A 20,156-nucleotide genomic window follows, 5' to 3' on the forward strand; every position below is an offset into this window, starting at 1 on the left:
TTCATTCATAATGTGACATTGTCACCAATCCCGATCTTTCCATCTTGCCCAAGCGGCGAAAAATAAGTCGCTTCTGCCGCCAATGCGCGTAATATCGACGATCCGCCCTGATTTATGGGCGCGGATTTTTTGCCGTTCTGGCCTGAAAAGCGAGGGAAAATAAGATGAATCATAATGACCTTTCTCAGTGCCGCGTGGACACCGACCGTTTGTTGATTGCCCCCTTTACCGCAGCAGACGCCGACGATGTTTACCAGGCGATCACCCCCACTCTGACGCGCTTTATGACCTTTGAGCCGGAGGCGTCGCCGGAAGATTTCGCCAACGTCTGGCAAGGCTGGCTGCCGCTGATGCGCGAAGGCGAAGAAGTGATCTTCGTCGCCCGCCGGCGCGAAGACCGGCAGTTTGTCGGCGTCGGCGGCGCGCACAACCTGCGCAGCCGCACCCCGGAGCTGGGCATCTGGGTGAAAGAGAGCCTGCACGGCCAGGGCTACGGGCGCGAAATCGTGCAGGGCATCGCGCGCTGGGTCAGCGAGCGCTTTCAGCCGCCGCACCTTATCTACCCGGTGGCCGAGCAAAATACCGCCAGCCGCCGCCTCGCCGAGTCGCTGGGCGGCGTGCTGGCCGGGCGTTGCGAACGCGTCAAGTATGACGCCGTGGTCTACCACCTGCCGCCTCAGCATTGATCCGCACCGGGCCGCCGGCCCGGTGCGGCCTTTTTTTCTCTGCGCCGCGATAACCGCTGCCACTGCCAGCTGGTTTGTGCTAATGATAGAGGCATGTAGGGTAAAAACAGTTGAGGAACAGCAACATGATTATTTTTGTTACCGGCGCCACCTCCGGTTTCGGCGAGGCAATCGCACGCCGTTTTATCCGTGAAGGCCATCAAGTGATCGCCGCCGGGCGCCGCCTTGAGCGTCTCGAAGAGCTGCAGGACGAATTAGGGCAAGCGCTGCACATCGTGCGGCTCGACGTGCGCAACCGCGCCGCCATTCAACAGGCGATCGAAACACTGCCGGCCGAGCTGCGCCAGATCGACGTGCTGGTGAACAACGCCGGCCTGGCGCTGGGGCTGGAGCCGGCGCACAAGGCCAACGCCGATGACTGGGAAACCATGATCGACACCAACGCCAAGGGGCTGGTGAACATGACGCGCGCGCTGCTGCCGGCCATGGTCGAGCGCAACGTCGGCCATGTGATCAACATCGGCTCCACCGCCGCCAACTGGCCTTACGCCGGCGGCAACGTGTACGGCGCCACCAAGGCGTTCGTCAAACAGTTCAGCCTGGGCCTGCGCGCCGATCTGCACGGCACGCGCATCCGCGTGACCGATATCGAGCCGGGCCTGGTGGGCGGCACCGAGTTCTCCAACGTGCGCTTCAAGGGCGATGACGGCAAGGTCAACAAAACCTACGAAGGCGCCGATGCGCTGACGCCGGAAGACATCGCCGAGTCGGTGTTCTGGGTCGCGACGTTGCCGGCGCGCGTCAACATCAACACGCTGGAAATGATGCCGGTCAGCCAGTCCTTCGCCGGGCTGAACATCCACCGCGGCGCCTGATCTCCGGCGGCGGGAGGCGACTCCCGCCGTGTTTGCTCAGGCTGCGCGCCAGCCGGAAACGATGATCAACATACCCGCCAGCGCCACCCCCGCGCCCACCCAGTCCAGCGCAGACAGCTTCACCCCGTCCACCACCCGCAGCCACAGCAACGCCGTCGCCACATACACGCCGCCGTAGGCCGCATAGACCCGCCCGCTGGCCGCCGGATGCAGCGTCAACAGCCAGACAAACAGCATCAGGCTCACTGCCGCCGGCAGCAATAGCCAGGCGCTGCCCTGCTTTTTGAGCCAGAGATAAGGCAAGAAACAGCCGATAATTTCAGCCAGGGCGGTGGCGAAAAACAACAGCGTGGTTTTTAACATCGGTCGCAGTTTTCTCTCGATAAAGTAAACGAATCGGCGCTTGGCTGGTGAATTTCAGAAGCGCGGTGGTATATTTGTCACCACGCCTGCGGGCGAAGTAACGCCAGTGTCGCCATCATCAGGCGCACTCACTCATAAGGATGAAACGATGAAAACATTTTCGACCCAACGACTGCTGCGCGGGATGCTGCCGGTCGCCATGCTGGCCGTTATGGGCGCCTGGCAGGCGCCGGCGCTGGCCGCCACCTGCACGCAGGGCAGCACCTGCGTCACCGTCGATGGCAAAGGCAGCGGCGCGATGAGCACCGAAGAAGCACGCCAGAGCAAAGAGCAGTGGAATGATACCAAATCCCTGCGCCACAAGGTTAACACTCGCGTCGAGAAAGAGTTCGACAAGGCCGATCGCGCGGCGGATGACGAAGATCGCTGCAACGACAGCAACAACGTCAACGCGTACTGGGAGCCTGACACCCGTAAATGTCTGGATCGTCAGACCGGGCGTCGGATTAATCCTTAATCCGCCTGCGGCGGGCGGGCAAGCGTGAAACCCGGCCGCCATTACTGCTATCCTGTTACAGGAAGTCCATTGTCTAAAAGGATGACGTGATGAAGAAAACGCTGATATTAACCGCTGTCTTGCTGGCCGGCGCGCCGTTGGCGGCTCTGGCCTCCTGCGAAAGCGTGAAAGCGGACATTTCGCAGAAAATCATCAATAACGGCGTTCCGGAGTCCGGCTTCAAACTGGAGATCGTGCCTAACGATCAGGCCGATCAAGCGGGCGGCCAAGTGGTCGGCCACTGCGAAAACGACACCCAGAAGATCGTCTATACCCGCCTGAACAATGGCGACGATCGCGGTGACGCGGCGCAGACCGGCAGCAGCCAGGATACCTCCAACACGCAGTAAGCCGCATCGGCTATCCAGGGCGCAGTTCATTCACAGCCGCGCCCTTTACTTTTCCCTTACGCCTGCTCCGCCTCTTCCCCTTCGCCCTGCGGTCGACAACGCGCCGGGATCAGCATCGCCGCCGCCAACGCCAGCAACGACACCAACGCCGACGCCAGGAACACCCAATGCAGCGAAGCCGCCACCTGCTGGATCAGCTGCGCCAGCGCTTCGCTCCCCATGCTCTGCCGCACCGCCGGCTCCATCAGCCGCTGCACCGGATCGTCAACCTCCGGCAAACGCCACTGCAGGTTGAGGTTCAGCGTGGCGCCCAAAATCGCGGTGCCGATGGCCGAACCCACCATGCGGGTAAACACCGTACAGGCGGTGGCGATGCCGCGAATGCTGTAATGCGCCGCGTTCTGCACCGACACTAAAAACGTGGTGTTGCACAACCCCATGCCGGCGCCGACCATAAACGCCGCCACCCGCCCCCACAGCAGGCCGCCGATCGGCTGCAGCATCAGCAGGATCAGGCCGCCCGCCACCAACAGCAGCGCACCCAGCAACGCCGTCGCGCGGTACGAGGTCATCAGCATCAAACGGCCGCTCAGCGTGCTGGCCAGCGGCCAACCGATCGACATCAGCGCCAGCGTGGTGCCCGCCTCCAGCGGCGAGCCGCCCATTACGCCCTGAATGAAAGTAGGCAGGAAGGCGCTGATGCCCATCATCGCCGCGCCGATCACCAGCCCGCCGATGTTGCCGGCGACGATCACCCGGCTTTGCCACAGCGCCAGCGGGAACAGCGGTTCGACCGCGCGCCGCTCCTGGCGGACAAGCAGTGCCAGCGACGCCGCCGCCAGCGCGAGCAACGGCGCCACCCACCATCCCAGGCTTTCCATCTGCAACAGCGCCAGCAACAGCGCCGAAACGAACAACGTCAGCCAGGCGGTGCCCGCCAGATCCAGCGCGTGCCGCCGCAGCTGCTGATGCGCCGGCAGATAGCGCCAGAGGAAGAACATCGCCAGCAGGCCGATCGGCAGGTTGACCCAGAAAACCAGCGCCCACGGCAGGTGCTGCACGATAAACGCCCCCAGCAGCGGGCCGATGATCGCCGACACGCCCCACACGCTCGACAGGTAGCCCATCACCTTCGGCCGCTCGGTGGCGCTGTAGATGTCGCCGATGATGGTGGAGGCGATCGGCATGATGGCACCGGCGCCCAGCCCCTGCAGCAGACGGAAGCCGATCAGCCAATACATGTCGGGGGCGAAGCCGCACAGCACCGATCCCAGCAGGAACAGCGTGGCGCCGAAGAAGAACACCCGCTTGCGGCCGTAGAGATCCGCCAGCCGGCCGTAGATGGGAATGGTGATCGCCTGCGCCAGCAAATAGACCGCGAACACCCAGCCCAGCAGCGAAAAGCCGCCGAGATCGCCGATGATGGTCGGCATGGCGGTGGCGACGATGGTGGCTTCGATCGCCGACATGAACATCGCCAGCATGCAGGCGATCAGGATCAGCGGGCGGTGGGCGATGGGTGCGGGTGAAACGTTATTTGTCATGGCGTTATGCAGGCTTCCTGGCGTTTTTATTTTCCCTGAGTATATCAGCAAGCGTCTGCGCCGAGTCTATCCGCCCTCACATCCTGCCTTTGCCGGCGGCGAATCGCACCATTTGGACTGATTGTTACGGCGTAACGTTTTGCTGCGGATTTTTTTTACTTTCCTCGCATCCCAGCGCTGACGCGGTCTGCGGCGCCAATCTGGGCAAACTCAATCAGCTGATTTTGTTCATAAAACTTGGCACGCTCAACGTCAGGGTGCTATACCTTCCCTAGCCGGCGCCTTTGGGCTTCGTGCTTTCTCGGGTTTAAATATCAGTATCTTATGCTGATTAACTCACGTATTGAGCCTACGTTCAGCACGCTGTGCCGAACGCACCCTTCGCTCAATCTCGCTAACCTCATGCGAAACGCCCGTTTTGTACCACCACGCCCGCCGGGCAGTGGGTAACAATCAGAGCGGAATGCGCCGCCTATCGGCCGCTCCGCGCAACGGAGGACGCAACATCATGCACAAGTCAGCGCCATACCGGCGCCTGCTCCTCGGGAGCCTGCTGTTTATCGCCGTCGTCGCGCTGCTGGTTTACGGCATCGGCTGGGAAACCCTCAAGTCGCGCCGGGAAGATTTGATTTACCTCGGCCAGCAGCACATGTTCCTGGTGGCGTGCTCCATGCTGCTGTCGCTGCTGGTCGGCATTCCCAGCGGCATCCTGCTGAGCCGCCCTTTCGCCCGCCGCTGGGCGGAGCACGTGATGCAGATCTTCAACGTCGGCAACACCCTGCCGCCGCTGGCGGTGCTGGCGCTGGCGATGGTGATCATCGGCATCGGCGACCGGCCGGCGGTGGTGGCGCTGTTCCTCGCCTCGCTGCTGCCCATCGTGCGCAATACCTATGCCGGCCTGCGTTCGGTACCGCCGGCGCTGGTCGAGGCCGCCAACGGTATTGGCATGACCGCCGGGCAGCGGCTGCGCCAGGTCGAACTGCCCAACGCCCTGCCGGTGATCTTCGCCGGGGTGCGCATCGCGATGGCGATCAACGTCGGCACCGCGCCGCTGGCGTTTTTGATCGGCGCCAGCAGCTACGGCGAACTGATCTTCCCCGGCATCTACCTGAACGACTTCCCGACGCTGATCCTCGGCGCCGCCGCCACCGCGCTGATCGCCCTGCTGCTCGATCTGGCGCTGGCCGGTCTCGGCCGCCGGCTCAGCCCGCACACCGCATCCTGATGGGAGAAACGCGATGACTCGATGGTTACAACGACTCCGCCACGCGCTGCTGTTCTCCTTGCTGATGACCGGCGCGGCCGCCTGGGCCGCCCCGCTGACGCTGGCGAGCAAGAACTTCACCGAACAGCGCATTCTGTCGGCGATCACCGTGCAATACCTGCGGGCCAAAGGTTTTCAGGTCGAACCCAAGACCAATCTGGCCACGGTGATCACCCGCAACGCCATGATCAACAAACAGATCGACATGACCTGGGAATACACCGGCACCTCGCTGATCATCTTTAACCACATCAATAAGCGCATGACGCCGCAGGAAACTTACGACACGGTGAAAAAGCTCGACGCCAAACTCGGCCTGGTGTGGCTGCAGCCGGCGGACATGAACAACACCTACGCCTTCGCCATGCAGCGCCAGCGCGCGGAAAAAGAGCAGATTCGCACCATGTCGCAGCTGGTGGCCAAAGTGGAACAGGTGCGTAAAACCGACCCGAAACACAACTGGCTGCTGGGGCTGGATCTGGAGTTTGCCGGCCGCTCGGACGGCCTGAAGCCGATGCAGGCGCTGTACGACATGCCGCTCGATCGTCCGCAAATCCGCCAAATGGACCCCGGCCTGGTCTACAACGCCATCCGCGACGGCTTCGTCGACGCCGGGCTGGTGTACACCACCGACGGCCGGGTGAAAGGCTTCGATCTGCAGGTGCTCGAAGACGACAAGGGTTACTTCCCGAGCTATGCGGTCACGCCGGTGGTGCGCGCCGACGTGTTGCAAAACACGCCGGGGCTGGAAGAGGCGCTGAACACGCTGTCGAAACAGTTCAACAATCAGGTGATCACCGAGCTTAACGCCAGGGTGGATATCGACTACCAGACGCCGCAACAGGTCGCCGACGCGTTCCTCAAGCAGCGCGGCCTGATTTAGGGAGGCATGTGATGAATACCATACTTTACGCCTGGCAAAACTGGGCCTATATCGCTGGATTGACGCTGGAACATCTGCTGCTGGTCGGCGTCGCCGTCGGCCTGGCGATCCTGATCGGCGTGCCGCTCGGCGTGCTGATCGTCCGCCACAAATGGCTGGCGACGCCGGTGCTGAGCCTGGCCACGCTGGTGCTGACCGTGCCCTCCATCGCCCTGTTCGGGCTGATGATCCCGCTGTTTTCCTTAATCGGCCACGGCATCGGCTACGTGCCGGCGATCACCGCGGTGTTCCTTTACTCGCTGCTGCCAATCGTGCGCAACACCCACACCGCGCTCGACAACCTGCCCGGCGGGCTGCGCGAAGCCGGCCGCGGCATCGGCATGACGTTCTGGCAACGCCTGCGCTGGGTGGAGATCCCGGTGGCGCTGCCGGTGATTTTCGGCGGCATCCGCACCGCCGTGGTAATGAATATCGGCGTGATGGCGATCGCTGCGGTGATCGGCGCCGGCGGCCTCGGCCTACTGCTGCTCAACGGCATCAGCAGCAGCGACATCCGCCAGTTGATTACCGGTGCCGTGATGATCAGCCTGCTGGCGATCGTCCTCGATTGGTTATTGCACCGCTTGCAAATTGCGCTAACGCCCAAGGGGATCCGCTCATGATTAAATTGGAAAATCTGACCAAACAGTTCATGCAAAAGAACGGCACGCCGTTCAACGCCGTAGACAACATCAATCTGGACGTGCCGGAAGGCGAAATCTGCGTGCTGCTCGGCCCTTCCGGCTGCGGCAAAACCACCACGCTGAAGATGATCAACCGCCTGATCGAACCCACCGGCGGCACCATTCTGGTCAACGGCGAAGACACCAGCGCGCTGGATACCGTCAGCCTGCGCCGCAAAATCGGCTACGTCATCCAGCAGATCGGCCTGTTTCCCAACATGACCATCGAGGAGAACATCACCGTGGTGCCGCGCATGCTGGGCTGGGACAAAAAACGCTGCCACGATCGCGCCGAGGAGCTGATGAGCATGGTGGCGCTGGATCCCAAGCGTTTTTTGCACCGCTACCCGAAAGAGATGTCCGGCGGGCAGCAGCAGCGCATCGGCGTGATCCGCGCGCTGGCGGCCGATCCACCGGTGCTGCTGATGGATGAACCCTTCGGCGCAGTGGATCCGATCAACCGCGAAACCATCCAGAACGAGTTTCTCGACATGCAGCGCCAGCTGAAAAAGACCGTGATGCTGGTGAGCCACGACATCGACGAGGCGCTGAAGCTCGGCGATCGCATCGCGGTGTTCCGCCAAGGCAAAATCGTGCAGAACGCCAGCGCCGATGAGCTGCTGGCGCGGCCGGCCAACGACTTCGTCGCTTCCTTTGTCGGCCAGGATCGCACGCTGAAGCGCCTGCTGCTGGTGCAGGCCGGCGACGTGGCCGATCAACAGGAAACGGTGACGGTGCGGCGGGAGACGCCGCTAGTGGAAGCGTTCGGGCTGATGGACGATATCGACGCCCGCTCGGTGACGGTGGTGGACGCCGACGGCAAGCCGCTGGGGTACGTCAAGCGCCGCGAGGCGCGCGGCGCGCCGGGCGTCTGCGCCGACAGCCTGCACCGTTTCCGCGTCACCGCCCGTGCGGAGGAGAACCTGCGCGTGGTGCTGTCGAAGCTGTACGAGCACAACACCTCCTGGATGCCGATCGTCGATGAAGACGGCCGCTACAGCGGCGAAATCTCGCAGGATTACATCGCCGACTACCTCAGCTCCGGCCGCACGCGCCGGGTGCTGACGCCGCAATAACCCACGCCGGGGCGCTCGCCGCCCCGCCCACGCCGCAGTTTGCTAAAGATTCACTGGTCATCGGCCGGAGCGCCAAGCACAATGCGCTGATGACCCTTTGATTTTTCTCACGACGCCGCCCACGCATGAAAAGATTGGTCCACCTGCACCACTATCGCGCCCTGTTGCGCAGCCTGTTTATCGCCGTGTTCATCGGCGTCGCCGCCGCTCTGGCGGTGTGGCTGTTCCACCGTTCGATGATTGGCCTCGAGTGGCTGCTGCTCGGCAATGCCGACGGCAGCCTGGTGGCCGCCGCCGCCGCGCTGCCCGGCTGGCGGCGCGCCCTCACTCCGGCGCTGGGCGGGCTGGCGGCGGGCCTGCTGCTGTATATGCATCAGCGCTACCGCCACCAGCGCCCGGCGGCGCCCACCGACTATATGGAAGCGATCGAGACCGGCAACGGCAAGCTGGACACCGGCGCCAGCCTGGTGAAGTGCCTGGCGTCGCTGCTGGTGGTGTCGAGCGGCAGCGCCATCGGCCGCGAAGGCGCGATGATCCTGCTGGCGGCGCTGGTGGGCTCGCTGTTCGCCCAGCGCTTTACGCACGAGAAAGAGTGGAAACTGTGGGTGGCCTGCGCCGCCGCCGCCGGGATGGCCAGCGCCTATCATGCGCCGCTGGCGGGCAGCCTGTTTATCGCCGAGATCCTGTTCGGCACCCTGATGCTGGCCTCGATCGGCCCGGTGGTGATCGCCGCGGTCAGCGCCCTGCTGATGACCAACCTGCTCAACGGCGGCCAGGCGCCGCTCTATCTGGTGACGCCGCTCGCCGCCCCCTTGCCGACGCAATACCTGCTGATGGCGCTGGTCGGCGTGGTGGCCGGCGCCGGTGGGCCGCTGTTTTTATGGCTGATGACCGCCACCGGCCATGCCTTCCGCTCGCTGCGGTTGAAGCCGCCGTTGCAGCTGGCGCTGGGCGGCCTGATCGTCGGGCTGCTTTCTCTGCTGTTCCCGCAGGTGTGGGGCAACGGTTACAGCGTGGTACAGGCGCTGCTGATCGCGCCGCCGGGGGTATTGCTGCTGGGGGCGATCCTGGTGTGCAAACTGTTGGCGATCCTCGCCAGCAGCGGGTCGGGCGCGCCGGGCGGGGTCTTCACCCCGACGCTGTTCGTCGGCGCCGCGCTCGGTTCGATCATCGGTCAGCTGTTTGGCCTGTGGCCGGGCATGGATGCGGCGGTGCCGCTGCTGCTGGCGCTGACCGGCATGGCCACCCTGCTGGCCGCCACCACCCATGCGCCAATCATGGCGGCGCTGATGGTGTTTGAAATGACCGGCGAATACGCGCTGCTGCCCGGCATTCTGCTCTCGTGCGTGATCGCCACCACCGTGTCGCGCGGCCTGCGGCCGGTGTCGGTGTATCACTCGGCGCCGCCGCCCAAACGCGAGGCTTAGAACTCGCCCTGCTGCAGGATTTTCCTGAACTGCGGGCACTGCAGGTGCTCGGGTTCAGGGCAATTGACCATGTGGCGCAGCCCGTCGCGCACCTGCATCAGGCGTTGGATATGGCGATCCAGTTCATCCGCCCGCGCCGCCAGCAGCCCGCGATCGAGCGCTATCTTGCCCCGTTCGTCAAACAAGGCGCTCATCTCGTCCAGCGTAAAACCGGCCAGGCGCGCCAGCGCGATCAGCCGCAGTTGGTCAAGCACGCCGGCGGCGTATTGGCGGCGCAAACCGTGGCGGCCCGTCGACGCGATCAGCCCCTTTTTCTCGTAATGCCGCAGCGCGGAAGGCGCGACTCCGCTCAGGCGCGCCACCGCGCCGATATCCAGTTCTTTTGCCATTGACTTGAAGCCGACTTTAAGTTGCACACTGTGCGCACATTATCACGTCACTGAGCCAAGGACACCCTATGACCCCCGATCTGTTAGTGCGCATCCTGTTAACCGGCGCCGGCGCCATCCTCTGCATGGATCTGTGGGCGCTGCTACTGAAGCGGCGCTTCGGCATCCCTTCTCTCGATTATGCGCTGGTGGGCCGTTGGTTTCTCGGCATGTTCGACGGCCGCTGGTTTCACGCCACCATCGTTACGGCGCCGCCGCGCCGGGGGGAGAGAGAAATCGGCTGGATATTGCATTACGCCATCGGCATCGCGTTTGCCTTTATCCCGCTCGGGTTGGCGGGCAGCGAGTGGTATGCGGCGCCGGAGCCGCTCATCGCGCTGTTGAGCGGCTGGCTGAGCCTGGCGGCGCCGTTTCTGGTGATGCAGCCCGCGCTGGGCTTTGGCGTGGCGGCGGCGAAAACCGCCTACCCACGAAAAGCGCGGCTCCTCAGCCTGCTCACCCACACGGTGTATGGGCTGGGCCTGCTGATCGCCGCCCGGCTGTTGGCGACGCTCTGCGCCTGAGCGGGCTTACAGCAGCGTGGAAATATCGAGGTAGTGCGCCAGTTCGCGCTGCTCCGCGCGCGGCAGATACGGAATTTCACCCAGCAGCGGCGCGGGAATGCGCTGCTGCAGCGCCGCGATGGTTTCGGCATAGTGCGCCAACCCCGGGTTGATGCGGTTGGCCACCCAGCCCAGCAGCGGCAGGCCGTCGTTGATGATCGACTGCGCGGTCAGCAGCGCGTGGCTGACGCAGCCCAGTTTGATGCCCACCACCAGCACCACCGGCAGCTGTTCCTGCACCACCCACTCGGCGTAAGGCCGCAGATCGTTCATCAGCACCCGCCAACCGCCGCTGCCTTCCACCACCACCGTGTCGGCTTTGGCGGACAGATCGCGCAGACCGCTGCTCATCACGCCATAGTTGATGTCCTCGGTTGCATGCGCGTGAAACACCTCATCCAGGCAGGTGATGGGATTGATCTCCTCGTAGGACAGCGGCAGGGTTGAGGTGGCCTGCAACACCAAAGCGTCTTTATTGCGGATGCCCTCACTGGTTTCCTGGCAGCGTGCGGCGATCGGCTTGTAGCCGGCCACCGAACGGCCATCGGCGGCCAGCGCCTGCATCAACCCGCGGGAAACCACGGTTTTACCGACGTCGGTATCCGTGCCTGTCACAAATAAACGCTTCAACATGAATAAAATGCCCCAGAATGCCCCGTTAACAATGTGTCGCCGCACCGGCGGCGAAGAAGTCTTGCGGAAAAATTCTAGGGGATGCGCCCTCATAGGGGCTTGAGGTAGCTCAATCTTTTGCGGAATTAATAAGAAGTTCTGATGTTAGCCCTGCAGCAGCTGCACCAGCAATGAACCGTTGTACAGCGCCTCTTTCACCAGCGCCGCGCCGGGCATGGTGCCCTGATTGAAGAACTGCGTGGATTCGACCTTGACCTGCTCGCTGTAGGCCGGCAGCGCCTGCTGACGAATGCAGGAGGCGATGGCCGGATGCAGGATCTCCGCCGCGCGGTTGAGCGGCGAGCCCACCAGGATCTTCTCCGGATTGAACAGGTTGACCATGATAGCCAGAATGCGCCCCACGCTGTGGCCGACGCCGAGGATGATGTCCCGCGCCAGCTGATCGCCCGCCAGCGCGGCGTCGCACAGCGATTCGACGGTCAGCGGCGCCCCGTGCAGGCTGGAGCTCATCGAGCCGCTCAGCCGCTGCTGGGCGATCTCCAGCATGTTTTCGATGCTGGCCACGGTTTCGAGACAGCCGTGGTTGCCGCAGTAGCAGCGTTTGCCGTAAGGATCGACCTGGGTGTGGCCAATCTCCACCACGCTGTGGCTGCCGGCGTGCAGCACATGGCCGCCGGTGATCACCCCGGCGCCGACGTTATGGTCGATCACCACCTGAATGACGTTCTGGCTGCCGCGTGAGGCGCCGTACAGCGCCTCGGCCATGGTCCAGGCGCTGATGTCGTGCTGCAGGTAAACCGGCAGGCCGGTGCGGGTTTCCAGCGCCGGGCCGAGCGGCATCTCCAGCACGTCGTAAAACGGCATGCGGTGCACCACGCCGGACTGCACGTCGATCATGCCCGGCAGCGTGATGGCGATCGCCGTCAGCCGCTCCAGCTTGCTTTGGTGGCGGATAAAGAACTGATCGACTTCGGTCAGAATGCGTTTCAACAGCGGTTCGGGGTGTTCGGCCGCCAGCGGCAGCTGTTCCTCCACCACCAGTTTGCTGCTGAGATCGCGCAGCGCCAGCGTGATGCTGCCGCGGCTGATGCGGGCGGACAGGTAATGCCAGGCTTCGGTGTCCAGCACCAGTCCCACCGCCGGGCGGCCCCGGCTGCCGATTTCCTGGTACTCGGTTTCCTTGACCAGGTGGGCTTCCAGCAGTTCGCGCACTATCTTGGTGATGCTGGCGGGCGCCAGCTGCGCGCGTTTTGACAGTTCGATGCGCGAAATCGGGCCCAGTTGATCGATTAGCCGATAAACCGCCCCCGCATTAGTCTGCTTGATTTGATCGATATGCCCAGGCTGCCCAACCGCAATCACAAACCTGCTCCTACTATTTTTCGCGCTTCTAAATAAAGACTAGGGGTTATGGTGGGGCTTTTGTCATACAGCGTCAACTATTTGATTCGTTATGTGATTTGCTGCACAAATTCCTCGCAATTTCAGCGTGAATCGAGTTTTATTTACCCGGTTTCGGCGTCATTTGAGCATCAACGCCATCAGCGCCTGCGCCGCAGCGGTCAGCGGCCGCCGGCGGTGATGCACCAGCCACACTTCGGTGGTGGCGTCGGGTTCCGCCAGCGGCAGATAGCGCACGCCGTCCACCCGCACCCGGGCGAAAGAGGCCGGCAGAATCGACACCCCCAACCCGGCGGAAACCAGCCCGATAATGGTCATCGCTTCGCCCACTTCCTGGGTGATGTACGGAGTTATGCCGGCCTTGCCGAGCAGCAGCAGAATTTCGTCGTACAGCGCGGTGCCCACTTCGCGCGAGAAAAACACGAACGGCTCCTGCGCCAGATGTTGGAAACGCAGTGCGCCGCCGGGCGTTTCCCCCAGCGGATGCCCTTGCGGCACCACCGCCACCAGCGGTTCGCGCAGCAGCAGCTGATAGTGAAGCGCTTCCGGCAGCCGCGTGTTGCGCATCACCCCCAGATCCAGCTCACCGTTCAGCAGCGGTTCGATCTGCTGTTTGGTGTTGATTTCGCGCATTTTGATATGCACCTGCGGCGAGTGCTGACGAAAGGCGCGCAGGCTGCGCGACACCACGCCGATAAAGGGCGCGGAAGAGGTAAAGCCGATGGTAATTTCCCCCAGTTCGCCGCGATCCAGACGCGCCGCCTTTTCCGCCGCGCGCCCGACCTGATCGAGCACCTGATAGGCTTCTTTGAGGAACATCTCCCCGGCCTGGGTCAAACTGACGTTGCGGTTGTTGCGCGCCAGCAGCCGCGCGCCGACCATCTCCTCCAGCGCCTGGATTTGCTGGCTGAGCGGCGGCTGGGAGATGCGCAGCCGCTCGGCGGCGCGGCCAAAATGCAGCTCTTCCGCCACAGCGATAAAGTAACGCAGGTGCCTCAATTCGATATTCATATTTAAAACGTCTTAATTTTAATTATTAATATATTAGACAAAAAAATCGCCACTCCCTATCATTTTGTTATCTGCAAAGTGTCTGTTTATCTCCCCGACGTTCGGTAAGGAAACGCTGTGACAACCCCTGTGCGTTCTGCGGCCGCGATGCCGTCGACGCTGGCCGCCAACGATGACGCGGCCGCTGCGCCAAAAGTAAAACGCTCCACCCTCAACAACAAACTCCCTTACATCGAACGCGGCACGCCGCAGTTTATGCGCGTGACGCTGGCGCTGTTTTCCGCCGGGCTGGCGACCTTCGCGCTGCTCTACTGCGTGCAGCCGATCCTGCCGGTGCTGTCGCAAGATTTCGGCGTCTCGCCGGCGGAAAGCAGCCTGTCGCTCTCGGTCTCCACCGGCCTGCTGGCGATCGGCCTGATGTTCACCGGGCCGCTGTCCGACGCCATCGGCCGCAAATCGGTGATGGTGGTGGCGTTGCTGCTGGCGGCGGTCTGCACGCTGATCTGCGCCTTTATGACCAGCTGGCACGGCATCTTGCTGATGCGCGCGCTGATCGGCCTGTCGCTGAGCGGCGTGGCGGCGGTCGGCATGACCTATCTCAGCGAAGAGATCCATCCCAGCTTCGTCGCCTTCTCGATGGGGCTGTATATCAGCGGCAACTCGATCGGCGGCATGAGCGGCCGCCTGGTGACCGGGGTGTTGACCGACTTCTTCTCCTGGCGCGTGTCGCTCGGGGTCATCGGCCTGTTCGCCCTCGCCGCCGCCTGCATGTTCTGGCGCATCCTGCCCGCCTCGCGGCATTTTCGCGCCAGCTCGCTGCGCCCGCGCACCCTGCTGATCAATTTCAAACTGCATTGGCACGATAAGGGCCTGCCGCTGCTGTTCGCGGAAGGTTTCCTGCTGATGGGCAGCTTCGTCACCCTGTTCAACTACATCGGCTATCGCCTGCTGGCGGATCCTTACCACCTGAGCCAGGCGATCGTCGGCCTGCTGTCGGTGGTATACCTCACCGGCTCCTACAGCTCGCCCAAGGCCGGCGCGCTCACCTCGCGCTTCGGGCGCGGCCCGGTGCTGCTGGCCTCGATCGTGATTATGCTGATCGGGATCCTGATTACCGCGCTGCCGCAGGTGCCGGCGATCTTTATCGGCATGATGCTGTTCACCGCCGGCTTTTTCGCCGCCCACTCGGTGGCCAGCAGCTGGATCGGCCGCCGCGCGCGCCGCGCCAAAGGCCAGGCGTCGTCGCTGTATCTGTTCTGCTATTACGTCGGCTCGAGCGTGGCCGGCACCCTCGGCGGCGTGTTCTGGCACAGTTTCGGCTGGAATGGCGTGGCGGCGTTCATCAGCCTGATGCTGCTGCTGGCGCTGCTGGTGGTGCATTACCTGAAACGCCTGCCGGAAGCGGCGCGCCTTTGAAGAGAAAAAGCCGCGGTGGTTTGCCGCGGCTTGTCATGCCAGTGCCTGTGATTATTGACCGGTTTTCCAGCGGGTGCGCAGGTACTCCACCGCCTTATCCGTTTGCGGCTCAGTCAGATAGCGTTGCCGGAACAGGATGGTTCCCCCCATTCCCGGCAGGCTTTCGTTGAGATCGAGCTGCCTTTTCAGTTCGGGAACGCCGCCCTCGACGGCCCAGGCCGGCTCACCGGCGGCAGGCGTGCCTACTTTATACAGCGCCACCCCGGCATAGAGCCGAACCGACGTGCCTTTCACCACCTCGGCCCACCAGTTGGCCAGCACGTCGTAGCGGACAATTTCGCGATCAAAAGGCCAATACAGCTGCGGTGCGATGTAATCGAGCAGCCCCAGTTTTACCCACTGGCGCGTATCGGCATAGGCCGTATCGTACGATGGCGCGCCTGCCCGCGTCGCCGAACCGTCAGGATCGTCCGCTTTGTTTCGCCATACGCCCGCCGGGCTGACGCCAAACGCAACCTCGGGCTTCAATGCTTTGACGGCGGCTGACACCTGTTTTATCAATTGCAGCGTGTTGTCTCTGCGCCAGGCGGCTTTGTCTGCAAATCCTTTGCCGTATGCGCGATACGTTCGTTCATCATCCAGCGGCGATTGCGGCGTTTCGTAATAGAAATAATCGTCAAACTGAATGCCGTCGACATCGTAGTTTTTGACTATTTCAGCCACCACGCCGGTGATCCAGTTGCGCACGTCGGGCAGGCCGGGGTCGAGCACGAAGCGCTCGTTGGCGGTGCGTATCCAGTCGGGATGCAGCGCATAGACGCTGGCCGGCGGCGACTGCAGCGTATGATTGAGTGCCTCAATCGTCTGTGGGCGGGTATTCATGGAAACCCGATAAGGGTTCAGCCAGGCATGCACCTTAATGCCGCGCCGGTGCGCTTCTTGCAGCATAAAGGCCAGCGGATCATAGCCGGGATCCTGGCCAACGGTGCCGGTCAACACCTCAGACCAGGGCAAGATGTTTGAGCGCCACAGGGCCGTGCCGTCCGGTTTAACCTGAAAATAAACCGTGTTAATCCCGGTTTTCACCATCTCGTCCAGCGCGTCCGTCAGCCCCTGTTTCTGCTGGCAAACCCGCTCTTGCGCGGTTTCCGCCTTCAGGGAGGCCGCCGGCGGCCAGTCCAGGCCAATGATCGTGGCCAGCCAGATGCCCCGCATCGGTGTTATCGGCGGTGTCGGCCGCGGGGGCTTCTCCGGTTCGGGTGGCTTGGCGCATCCGCTCACGCCCAGCATGGCGGCCATCAACAGCCATCCGCCTAATTTTGTTGCGCCTGTCGGCATCCTGATTCTCCTTCCGTGAGTGACGGTTATCCCATGTCGTTACGTGCAGAGCAAGAAACTGCCCGCTATCAAGCTGCCGGCGTCGCCTTTTTCAGACGACGCCGGTGTCCTTACCCCATCACCAGCTCAGCCCAGTCCCGCGAGGGAACGCCACCTTGCCCGTATTGGTTTCCGCATCGTAGTCATGCCAAGTGTTGACCGGCAATTTGCCCTGCGGTTTGGTTTTACCCGTCAGCACCTGCGCTAAAGAGACCATCGAAGGGCCGCGCCACACGCCGCTGTCATAACCGTAGTAGGCGTAGGTGGCGACGGCCGCCTCCACCTCTGCGGCATAGTTCACGATATCGTAAGGGGCGCGCAGTGAGAGGTGAACGCGTTTTTTCCCCTGCTCGGCAGCGTATTTCAACCAGCCCGGATAAGGGCTGCCGTCATTGCCCGCTCCGGTTGCGGAAGTCACCACCCCATCCTGCTCGGCAGGCGTAAAGCGGGTTGACAGCGTTCCGAGCAGGAACACGTCGCAGCCGGCAATATGCTCTCTGATCTGGGCATCGCTCAGTTCCGTTTCCTTCGCGGCAACGACGTTCTGATACCCCTCCTGCGCCATCACGCGCGCAATGCCGTTGGCCTGCTCGCCCCACGGGGTCAAAATAAAGTAGCGCAGCGTTTTGTCCTTCAACGGCAACAGGCTGTGGCGATTGATCACCACGGTAATGGAGCGATCGGCGATGCGTTTTTCCAGCTTGTGCGCTGAGGACGAAACGCTGCTGGAACAAGGAGCTTCGCGATGCCCCATCAGGTTATGGCGTAATTTGAGGCGCAAAATTCGCTCGACCGAGGCATCGATATCAGCCTCGCTGAGATGCCCCGTTTTCACCCTGTCCGCAAGGTAACGGATCAGTTCCGGCAGCAAGCGCGCCTGGGCCGGCGAGGCGATGCTGACAGGCATCAGGGCAATATCCACCCCGGCGGCAAAGACGTTTTCAGCGGCCGCTTGCTGGCTGAAATGCTCGGCAATCGCGCCCATATCCAGCGCGTCTGAAATCGTTACGCCGGCATACCCCAATTCATTGCGCAGGATCTGGGTCTGAATTTCATGCGACATGGTGGCCGGCACCGTGATTTTTTCACCGCTGCGGGTGCCTATCTGGCGGTTATCCAGTGCCGGATACTGAATATGGGCGGTCATGACCATGTCCGGCGCCGCGCAGCGATCGATGGCCTGCTTGTAAGGGGCGATATCGATGGCAAAAGCCTCTTCCCGCGTGCGATCGACGCGCGGCAAACCGGTATGCGAGTCGGTCGAGGTGCTGCCATGGCCGGGGAAGTGCTTGTAAGCGGTGATCAGCCCCTGCTGTTTCATGCCCGCCACCATTTTCTCTGCCAGACGGGAAACGGTGTTCTTATCATCGCTGAAGGCGCGAACGTTAATCACCGGATTGAACGGGTTGGTGTTGACGTCCACGACCGGGGCAAAGTTGGTATTGATATGCAACGCGCGCATATCCTGGGCCATCAGTTTGCCTTGTTCAACGGCGAGATGTTTATCCGCACCGCCCTCAATCGCCGCTGCGAGCGCCATATTGCCGGGAAATGAGGCATAGTCGCCGCGCGGCAGCCGGAAAACGTTACCGCCTTCGTTATCGGTGCCAATAAACAAACGAATGCCCGCGTGGGTTTTCATCGCGGCATACCAGGCCGTCAATGTGTTGATCTGCTGCTTGTCTTTCAGATTATTGGCAAACAGGATCACCCCACCCACGTGGTTATCGGCGATCAGCTTGCCAATGGCTTCATCGGGAACGGTCATATCCTGATTGCTGCTACCGCTCCGATCCCAGTAGCGAAAATCCAGCATGATTTTTTGCCCGATTTTCTCTTCCAGCGTCATGTTTTTGACTTTCTGTTTAATATCCACAGTGAACCTCCGTTTAAAGCGCCCGTTAATGACAGAAGAAAAGATAACCCCAAGGGCTCATCGCGTCCTGCCATTCCGTTTGTTCCAGCGTTTGGACAACGGCGAGCGGAAAATGGATTAAACAAAACACAAACGAACAGGAGAAAATCCATAAATGAATCAAAACACTACGCATACAGAGTGTATTGCGTGCCCTGCCGCCAAAGACCGTTATGGCGTATTTTCCGCTGGTAAGCCGGGTGGCCAATGAAGCCGCCTTTTCCCCGGTGGCCTATGTTGCCCCCAGTCTGCTACTCTTCTATAGTATGTTGTAACTAAAACAGGAAGGTGCGATGAGCAGATACGATGTGATAGGCCGGATGAACGCCTGCTTTAGCGAACTGGAGCAGGCGCTCGGCGCGCTGCAGCAGCAGATCGCCCCGCTGCGGTTGCTGGCGGCGCGGGTGTTCAGCCTGCCGGAGGTTGAAAAAGGCCAGGAACATCAGGCCATCTCACATATCGCGGTCGAACAGCATGTGGGGCAAGCGGCGCGCGATCTGGCGCTGGAGCACTATCAGCGGCTGTTTATCCACCATAACCGGGAGAATGTCAGCAGCAAGGCCGCCGTTCGCCTGCCCGGCGTCATCTGTCTGGCGGTGGAGCAGCCGGAGTATCAGGTGCTGCAAACGCAGCTGGCGCTGATCAATCGCCTGAAGGGCGAGCTGGAACAGATTATCACCGTCGATTCCGGCCTGGCGCCGGAGCAGCGTTTCGAGTTCGTGCACACCCATCTGCACGGGCTGATTACCCTCAGCGCCTATCGCACCCTCACCGCCCTGACCAATCCCGACTCCGTGCGCTTCGGCTGGGCCAACAAGCACATAATCAAAAACGTCAAGCGGGACGACATCCTGGCGCAGCTGGAGAAAAGCCTGAAAGCCGGCCGCGCGGTGCCGCCGCACAGCCGTGAACAGTGGGCTGCCCTAGTCAGCCGCGAGATAGACGACGTCAGCCGCCTGCCGCAGCACGCGACGCTGAAAATCAAGCGGCCGGTCAAAGTGCAGCCGATCGCCCGGGTGTGGTATCAGCAGCAGCAAAAACAGGTGCAACACCCCTGCCCGCTGCCGCTGATCGCCCTGTGTCAGGTTGAAAACGGCGCCGCGGTGCCGAAGATTGGCGAGCTGCTCAACTACGACGTCGACGCGGTGAAACACCGTTACAAACCCGACGCCCGGCCGCTGCGGCTGCTGGTGCCACGCCTGCACCTGTATACCGACGACGCTACTCGCTGAGGGCATACACCCGCAGGCGATGGCCGTCCGGATCCCGCGCCACGAAGGTGTAACCGAACGCCATCTCGGTCGGCGTTTGCTCAATCGGCAGCCCGAGTTCGCGCCACTGGTTATAGCGCGCCTCGACCTCTTGCGGATCCTGGCACAAAAAGCCCAGTTCACCGCCGCCGCCGGTCAGGGTCGCCGCAGGTTTTACCCCCTGTTTGGCCCACATCCCCAGCTTAAAGCCGTTGTTGAGCACGAACAGGGCGAAGCCAGGGGAAAGCTCTACCGGCGCCTGTCCCAGTAAGCGTTGATAAAAGGCGGCGCTGTTCAGCGGGTTGTCGACGTAAAGCAGGGTCATGCTGGGAAGAGTCATCGGTCTGTCCTCTGGGTGATGGGAACCGGCCGGTTCCCGATAGGCACAGACTAAAGCGCGCGGCTGACAGTTTATG

The 20,156-nt window shown here is 62.2% G+C and carries 22 protein-coding genes; 12 read left to right on the forward strand and 10 right to left on the reverse strand.

Translation table 11 applies throughout. The features are described 5' to 3' along the window. Positions 1–5: 5 nt before the first annotated feature. Entirely contained in the window at positions 6–173 is a 168-nt protein-coding gene (locus ACJ8HB_RS13730) for a hypothetical protein (RefSeq protein ID WP_154609291.1), read from the reverse strand. On the opposite strand from ACJ8HB_RS13730, the gene ACJ8HB_RS13735 reads away from it, so the two are divergent. Together ACJ8HB_RS13735 and ydfG are read left to right on the forward strand one after the other, a co-directional pair. After that, entirely contained in the window at positions 165–686 is a 522-nt protein-coding gene (locus ACJ8HB_RS13735; RefSeq protein ID WP_060420909.1) for a GNAT family N-acetyltransferase, read from the forward strand. The genes ACJ8HB_RS13730 and ACJ8HB_RS13735 overlap by 9 nt on opposite strands. A gap of 125 nt (positions 687–811) precedes the next feature. After that, positions 812–1,561, forward strand: a complete 750-nt coding sequence (gene ydfG / locus ACJ8HB_RS13740; protein WP_094860132.1) for a bifunctional NADP-dependent 3-hydroxy acid dehydrogenase/3-hydroxypropionate dehydrogenase YdfG — start codon at positions 812–814, stop codon at positions 1,559–1,561. Positions 1,562–1,597: 36 nt separating this feature from the next. Here the strand turns inward: ydfG and ACJ8HB_RS13745 are convergent, their stop codons facing one another. Next, a complete protein-coding gene (locus ACJ8HB_RS13745) occupies positions 1,598–1,924 on the reverse strand; it encodes a YnfA family protein (RefSeq protein ID WP_033648230.1) in 327 nt (108 codons plus the stop codon). Positions 1,925–2,072: 148 nt separating this feature from the next. On the opposite strand from ACJ8HB_RS13745, the gene ACJ8HB_RS13750 reads away from it, so the two are divergent. Together ACJ8HB_RS13750 and ACJ8HB_RS13755 are read left to right on the forward strand one after the other, a co-directional pair. Further along, complete coding sequence (locus ACJ8HB_RS13750) at positions 2,073–2,441, forward strand: DUF1283 family protein (RefSeq protein ID WP_004938560.1); 369 nt, start codon at positions 2,073–2,075, stop codon at positions 2,439–2,441. An 89-nt stretch (positions 2,442–2,530) separates the two neighbouring features. Then, positions 2,531–2,830 carry a DUF1161 domain-containing protein gene (locus ACJ8HB_RS13755; protein WP_033648229.1) on the forward strand — a complete coding sequence of 100 codons (300 nt, stop codon included), beginning with the start codon at positions 2,531–2,533 and terminating at the stop codon, positions 2,828–2,830. A gap of 56 nt (positions 2,831–2,886) precedes the next feature. Here the strand turns inward: ACJ8HB_RS13755 and ACJ8HB_RS13760 are convergent, their stop codons facing one another. Then, entirely contained in the window at positions 2,887–4,374 is a 1,488-nt protein-coding gene (locus tag ACJ8HB_RS13760) for an MDR family MFS transporter (RefSeq protein ID WP_094860131.1), read from the reverse strand. A 508-nt stretch (positions 4,375–4,882) separates the two neighbouring features. On the opposite strand from ACJ8HB_RS13760, the gene ACJ8HB_RS13765 reads away from it, so the two are divergent. The 5 genes from ACJ8HB_RS13765 to clcB all read left to right on the forward strand — a co-directional run bounded on the left by ACJ8HB_RS13765 (position 4,883) and on the right by clcB (position 9,746). Beyond that, complete coding sequence (locus tag ACJ8HB_RS13765) at positions 4,883–5,599, forward strand: ABC transporter permease (RefSeq protein ID WP_033638459.1); 717 nt, start codon at positions 4,883–4,885, stop codon at positions 5,597–5,599. A 64-nt stretch (positions 5,600–5,663) separates the two neighbouring features. Beyond that, positions 5,664–6,521, forward strand: coding sequence for a glycine betaine ABC transporter substrate-binding protein (locus ACJ8HB_RS13770; protein WP_223307178.1), 858 nt, complete (start codon positions 5,664–5,666; stop codon positions 6,519–6,521). 11 nt (positions 6,522–6,532) lie between these two features. Next, positions 6,533–7,183, forward strand: coding sequence for an osmoprotectant ABC transporter permease OsmW (osmW, locus tag ACJ8HB_RS13775; RefSeq protein WP_033638455.1), 651 nt, complete (start codon positions 6,533–6,535; stop codon positions 7,181–7,183). Next, the gene (osmV, locus tag ACJ8HB_RS13780) at positions 7,180–8,319 is read left to right on the forward strand and encodes an osmoprotectant ABC transporter ATP-binding protein OsmV (protein ID WP_041034977.1); all 1,140 of its coding nucleotides are present in this window, start codon (positions 7,180–7,182) and stop codon (positions 8,317–8,319) included. The genes osmW and osmV overlap by 4 nt, the downstream gene beginning before the upstream one ends. A gap of 125 nt (positions 8,320–8,444) precedes the next feature. Further along, positions 8,445–9,746 carry a voltage-gated ClC-type chloride channel ClcB gene (gene clcB, locus ACJ8HB_RS13785; protein WP_094860130.1) on the forward strand — a complete coding sequence of 434 codons (1,302 nt, stop codon included), beginning with the start codon at positions 8,445–8,447 and terminating at the stop codon, positions 9,744–9,746. Here the strand turns inward: clcB and ACJ8HB_RS13790 are convergent. Continuing rightward, positions 9,743–10,135 carry a helix-turn-helix domain-containing protein gene (locus ACJ8HB_RS13790; protein ID WP_094860129.1) on the reverse strand — a complete coding sequence of 131 codons (393 nt, stop codon included), beginning with the start codon at positions 10,133–10,135 and terminating at the stop codon, positions 9,743–9,745. The two genes, clcB and ACJ8HB_RS13790, sit on opposite strands and share 4 nt — an antisense overlap. 68 nt (positions 10,136–10,203) lie before the next feature. Here ACJ8HB_RS13790 and ACJ8HB_RS13795 point away from each other — a divergent pair, with 68 nt between their 5' ends. Then, on the forward strand, positions 10,204–10,698 hold the full coding sequence (locus tag ACJ8HB_RS13795; RefSeq protein ID WP_094860128.1) for a DUF2938 family protein: 495 nt from the start codon (positions 10,204–10,206) through the stop codon (positions 10,696–10,698). A 6-nt stretch (positions 10,699–10,704) separates the two neighbouring features. On the opposite strand, the gene bioD is transcribed toward ACJ8HB_RS13795, so the two are convergent. The 3 genes from bioD to ACJ8HB_RS13810 all read right to left on the reverse strand — a co-directional run bounded on the left by bioD (position 10,705) and on the right by ACJ8HB_RS13810 (position 13,782). Continuing rightward, positions 10,705–11,370, reverse strand: a complete 666-nt coding sequence (gene bioD, locus ACJ8HB_RS13800; protein WP_033638445.1) for a dethiobiotin synthase — start codon at positions 11,368–11,370, stop codon at positions 10,705–10,707. A gap of 144 nt (positions 11,371–11,514) precedes the next feature. Further along, a complete protein-coding gene (mlc, locus tag ACJ8HB_RS13805) occupies positions 11,515–12,732 on the reverse strand; it encodes a sugar metabolism global transcriptional regulator Mlc (RefSeq protein ID WP_004938526.1) in 1,218 nt (405 codons plus the stop codon). Between the two features lie 159 nt (positions 12,733–12,891). Then, entirely contained in the window at positions 12,892–13,782 is an 891-nt protein-coding gene (locus ACJ8HB_RS13810) for a LysR substrate-binding domain-containing protein (RefSeq protein ID WP_049196813.1), read from the reverse strand. Between the two features lie 147 nt (positions 13,783–13,929). Here ACJ8HB_RS13810 and ACJ8HB_RS13815 point away from each other — a divergent pair, with 147 nt between their 5' ends. Further along, on the forward strand, positions 13,930–15,198 hold the full coding sequence (locus tag ACJ8HB_RS13815) for an MFS transporter (protein WP_031300458.1): 1,269 nt from the start codon (positions 13,930–13,932) through the stop codon (positions 15,196–15,198). 51 nt (positions 15,199–15,249) lie between these two features. Here ACJ8HB_RS13815 and ACJ8HB_RS13820 read toward each other — a convergent pair whose 3' ends face one another. Then, a complete protein-coding gene (locus tag ACJ8HB_RS13820) occupies positions 15,250–16,536 on the reverse strand; it encodes a glycoside hydrolase family 10 protein (RefSeq protein WP_160866757.1) in 1,287 nt (428 codons plus the stop codon). Positions 16,537–16,654: 118 nt separating this feature from the next. After that, positions 16,655–18,451 carry a glycoside hydrolase family 3 protein gene (locus ACJ8HB_RS13825; RefSeq protein ID WP_094860126.1) on the reverse strand — a complete coding sequence of 599 codons (1,797 nt, stop codon included), beginning with the start codon at positions 18,449–18,451 and terminating at the stop codon, positions 16,655–16,657. Positions 18,452–18,783: 332 nt separating this feature from the next. Between ACJ8HB_RS13825 and tus the strand changes: the two genes are divergently transcribed. Continuing rightward, a complete protein-coding gene (gene tus / locus ACJ8HB_RS13830; RefSeq protein ID WP_094860125.1) occupies positions 18,784–19,722 on the forward strand; it encodes a DNA replication terminus site-binding protein in 939 nt (312 codons plus the stop codon). Here tus and ACJ8HB_RS13835 read toward each other — a convergent pair. After that, positions 19,712–20,080: a VOC family protein gene (locus ACJ8HB_RS13835; RefSeq protein ID WP_033638436.1), complete on the reverse strand. Its 369-nt coding sequence runs from the start codon at positions 20,078–20,080 to the stop codon at positions 19,712–19,714. The two genes, tus and ACJ8HB_RS13835, sit on opposite strands and share 11 nt — an antisense overlap. Positions 20,081–20,156 lie beyond the last annotated feature (76 nt).

It is taken from the genome of Serratia sp. CY27727 (assembly GCF_052169275.1).
Taxonomy (GTDB): domain Bacteria; phylum Pseudomonadota; class Gammaproteobacteria; order Enterobacterales; family Enterobacteriaceae; genus Serratia; species Serratia sarumanii.

What these genes read in the sequence shown, in the direction of transcription:
- ACJ8HB_RS13770 (WP_223307178.1), top strand. Translation starts at nt 5,664, where the DNA reads ATGACCGGCGCGGCCGCCTGGGCCGCCCCGCTGACGCTGGCGAGCAAG.
- ACJ8HB_RS13760 (WP_094860131.1), bottom strand. Translation starts at nt 4,374, where the DNA reads ATGACAAATAACGTTTCACCCGCACCCATCGCCCACCGCCCGCTGATC.
- ACJ8HB_RS13745 (WP_033648230.1), bottom strand. Translation starts at nt 1,924, where the DNA reads ATGTTAAAAACCACGCTGTTGTTTTTCGCCACCGCCCTGGCTGAAATT.
- ACJ8HB_RS13790 (WP_094860129.1), bottom strand. Translation starts at nt 10,135, where the DNA reads ATGGCAAAAGAACTGGATATCGGCGCGGTGGCGCGCCTGAGCGGAGTC.
- ACJ8HB_RS13750 (WP_004938560.1), top strand. Translation starts at nt 2,073, where the DNA reads ATGAAAACATTTTCGACCCAACGACTGCTGCGCGGGATGCTGCCGGTC.
- osmV (WP_041034977.1), top strand. Translation starts at nt 7,180, where the DNA reads ATGATTAAATTGGAAAATCTGACCAAACAGTTCATGCAAAAGAACGGC.
- ACJ8HB_RS13755 (WP_033648229.1), top strand. Translation starts at nt 2,531, where the DNA reads ATGAAGAAAACGCTGATATTAACCGCTGTCTTGCTGGCCGGCGCGCCG.
- ACJ8HB_RS13765 (WP_033638459.1), top strand. Translation starts at nt 4,883, where the DNA reads ATGCACAAGTCAGCGCCATACCGGCGCCTGCTCCTCGGGAGCCTGCTG.
- ACJ8HB_RS13730 (WP_154609291.1), bottom strand. Translation starts at nt 173, where the DNA reads ATGATTCATCTTATTTTCCCTCGCTTTTCAGGCCAGAACGGCAAAAAA.
- ACJ8HB_RS13735 (WP_060420909.1), top strand. Translation starts at nt 165, where the DNA reads ATGAATCATAATGACCTTTCTCAGTGCCGCGTGGACACCGACCGTTTG.
- osmW (WP_033638455.1), top strand. Translation starts at nt 6,533, where the DNA reads ATGAATACCATACTTTACGCCTGGCAAAACTGGGCCTATATCGCTGGA.
- ydfG (WP_094860132.1), top strand. Translation starts at nt 812, where the DNA reads ATGATTATTTTTGTTACCGGCGCCACCTCCGGTTTCGGCGAGGCAATC.
- ACJ8HB_RS13820 (WP_160866757.1), bottom strand. Translation starts at nt 16,536, where the DNA reads ATGCCGACAGGCGCAACAAAATTAGGCGGATGGCTGTTGATGGCCGCC.
- tus (WP_094860125.1), top strand. Translation starts at nt 18,784, where the DNA reads ATGAGCAGATACGATGTGATAGGCCGGATGAACGCCTGCTTTAGCGAA.
- clcB (WP_094860130.1), top strand. Translation starts at nt 8,445, where the DNA reads ATGAAAAGATTGGTCCACCTGCACCACTATCGCGCCCTGTTGCGCAGC.
- ACJ8HB_RS13795 (WP_094860128.1), top strand. Translation starts at nt 10,204, where the DNA reads ATGACCCCCGATCTGTTAGTGCGCATCCTGTTAACCGGCGCCGGCGCC.
- ACJ8HB_RS13835 (WP_033638436.1), bottom strand. Translation starts at nt 20,080, where the DNA reads ATGACTCTTCCCAGCATGACCCTGCTTTACGTCGACAACCCGCTGAAC.
- bioD (WP_033638445.1), bottom strand. Translation starts at nt 11,370, where the DNA reads ATGTTGAAGCGTTTATTTGTGACAGGCACGGATACCGACGTCGGTAAA.
- ACJ8HB_RS13815 (WP_031300458.1), top strand. Translation starts at nt 13,930, where the DNA reads ATGCCGTCGACGCTGGCCGCCAACGATGACGCGGCCGCTGCGCCAAAA.
- ACJ8HB_RS13810 (WP_049196813.1), bottom strand. Translation starts at nt 13,782, where the DNA reads ATGAATATCGAATTGAGGCACCTGCGTTACTTTATCGCTGTGGCGGAA.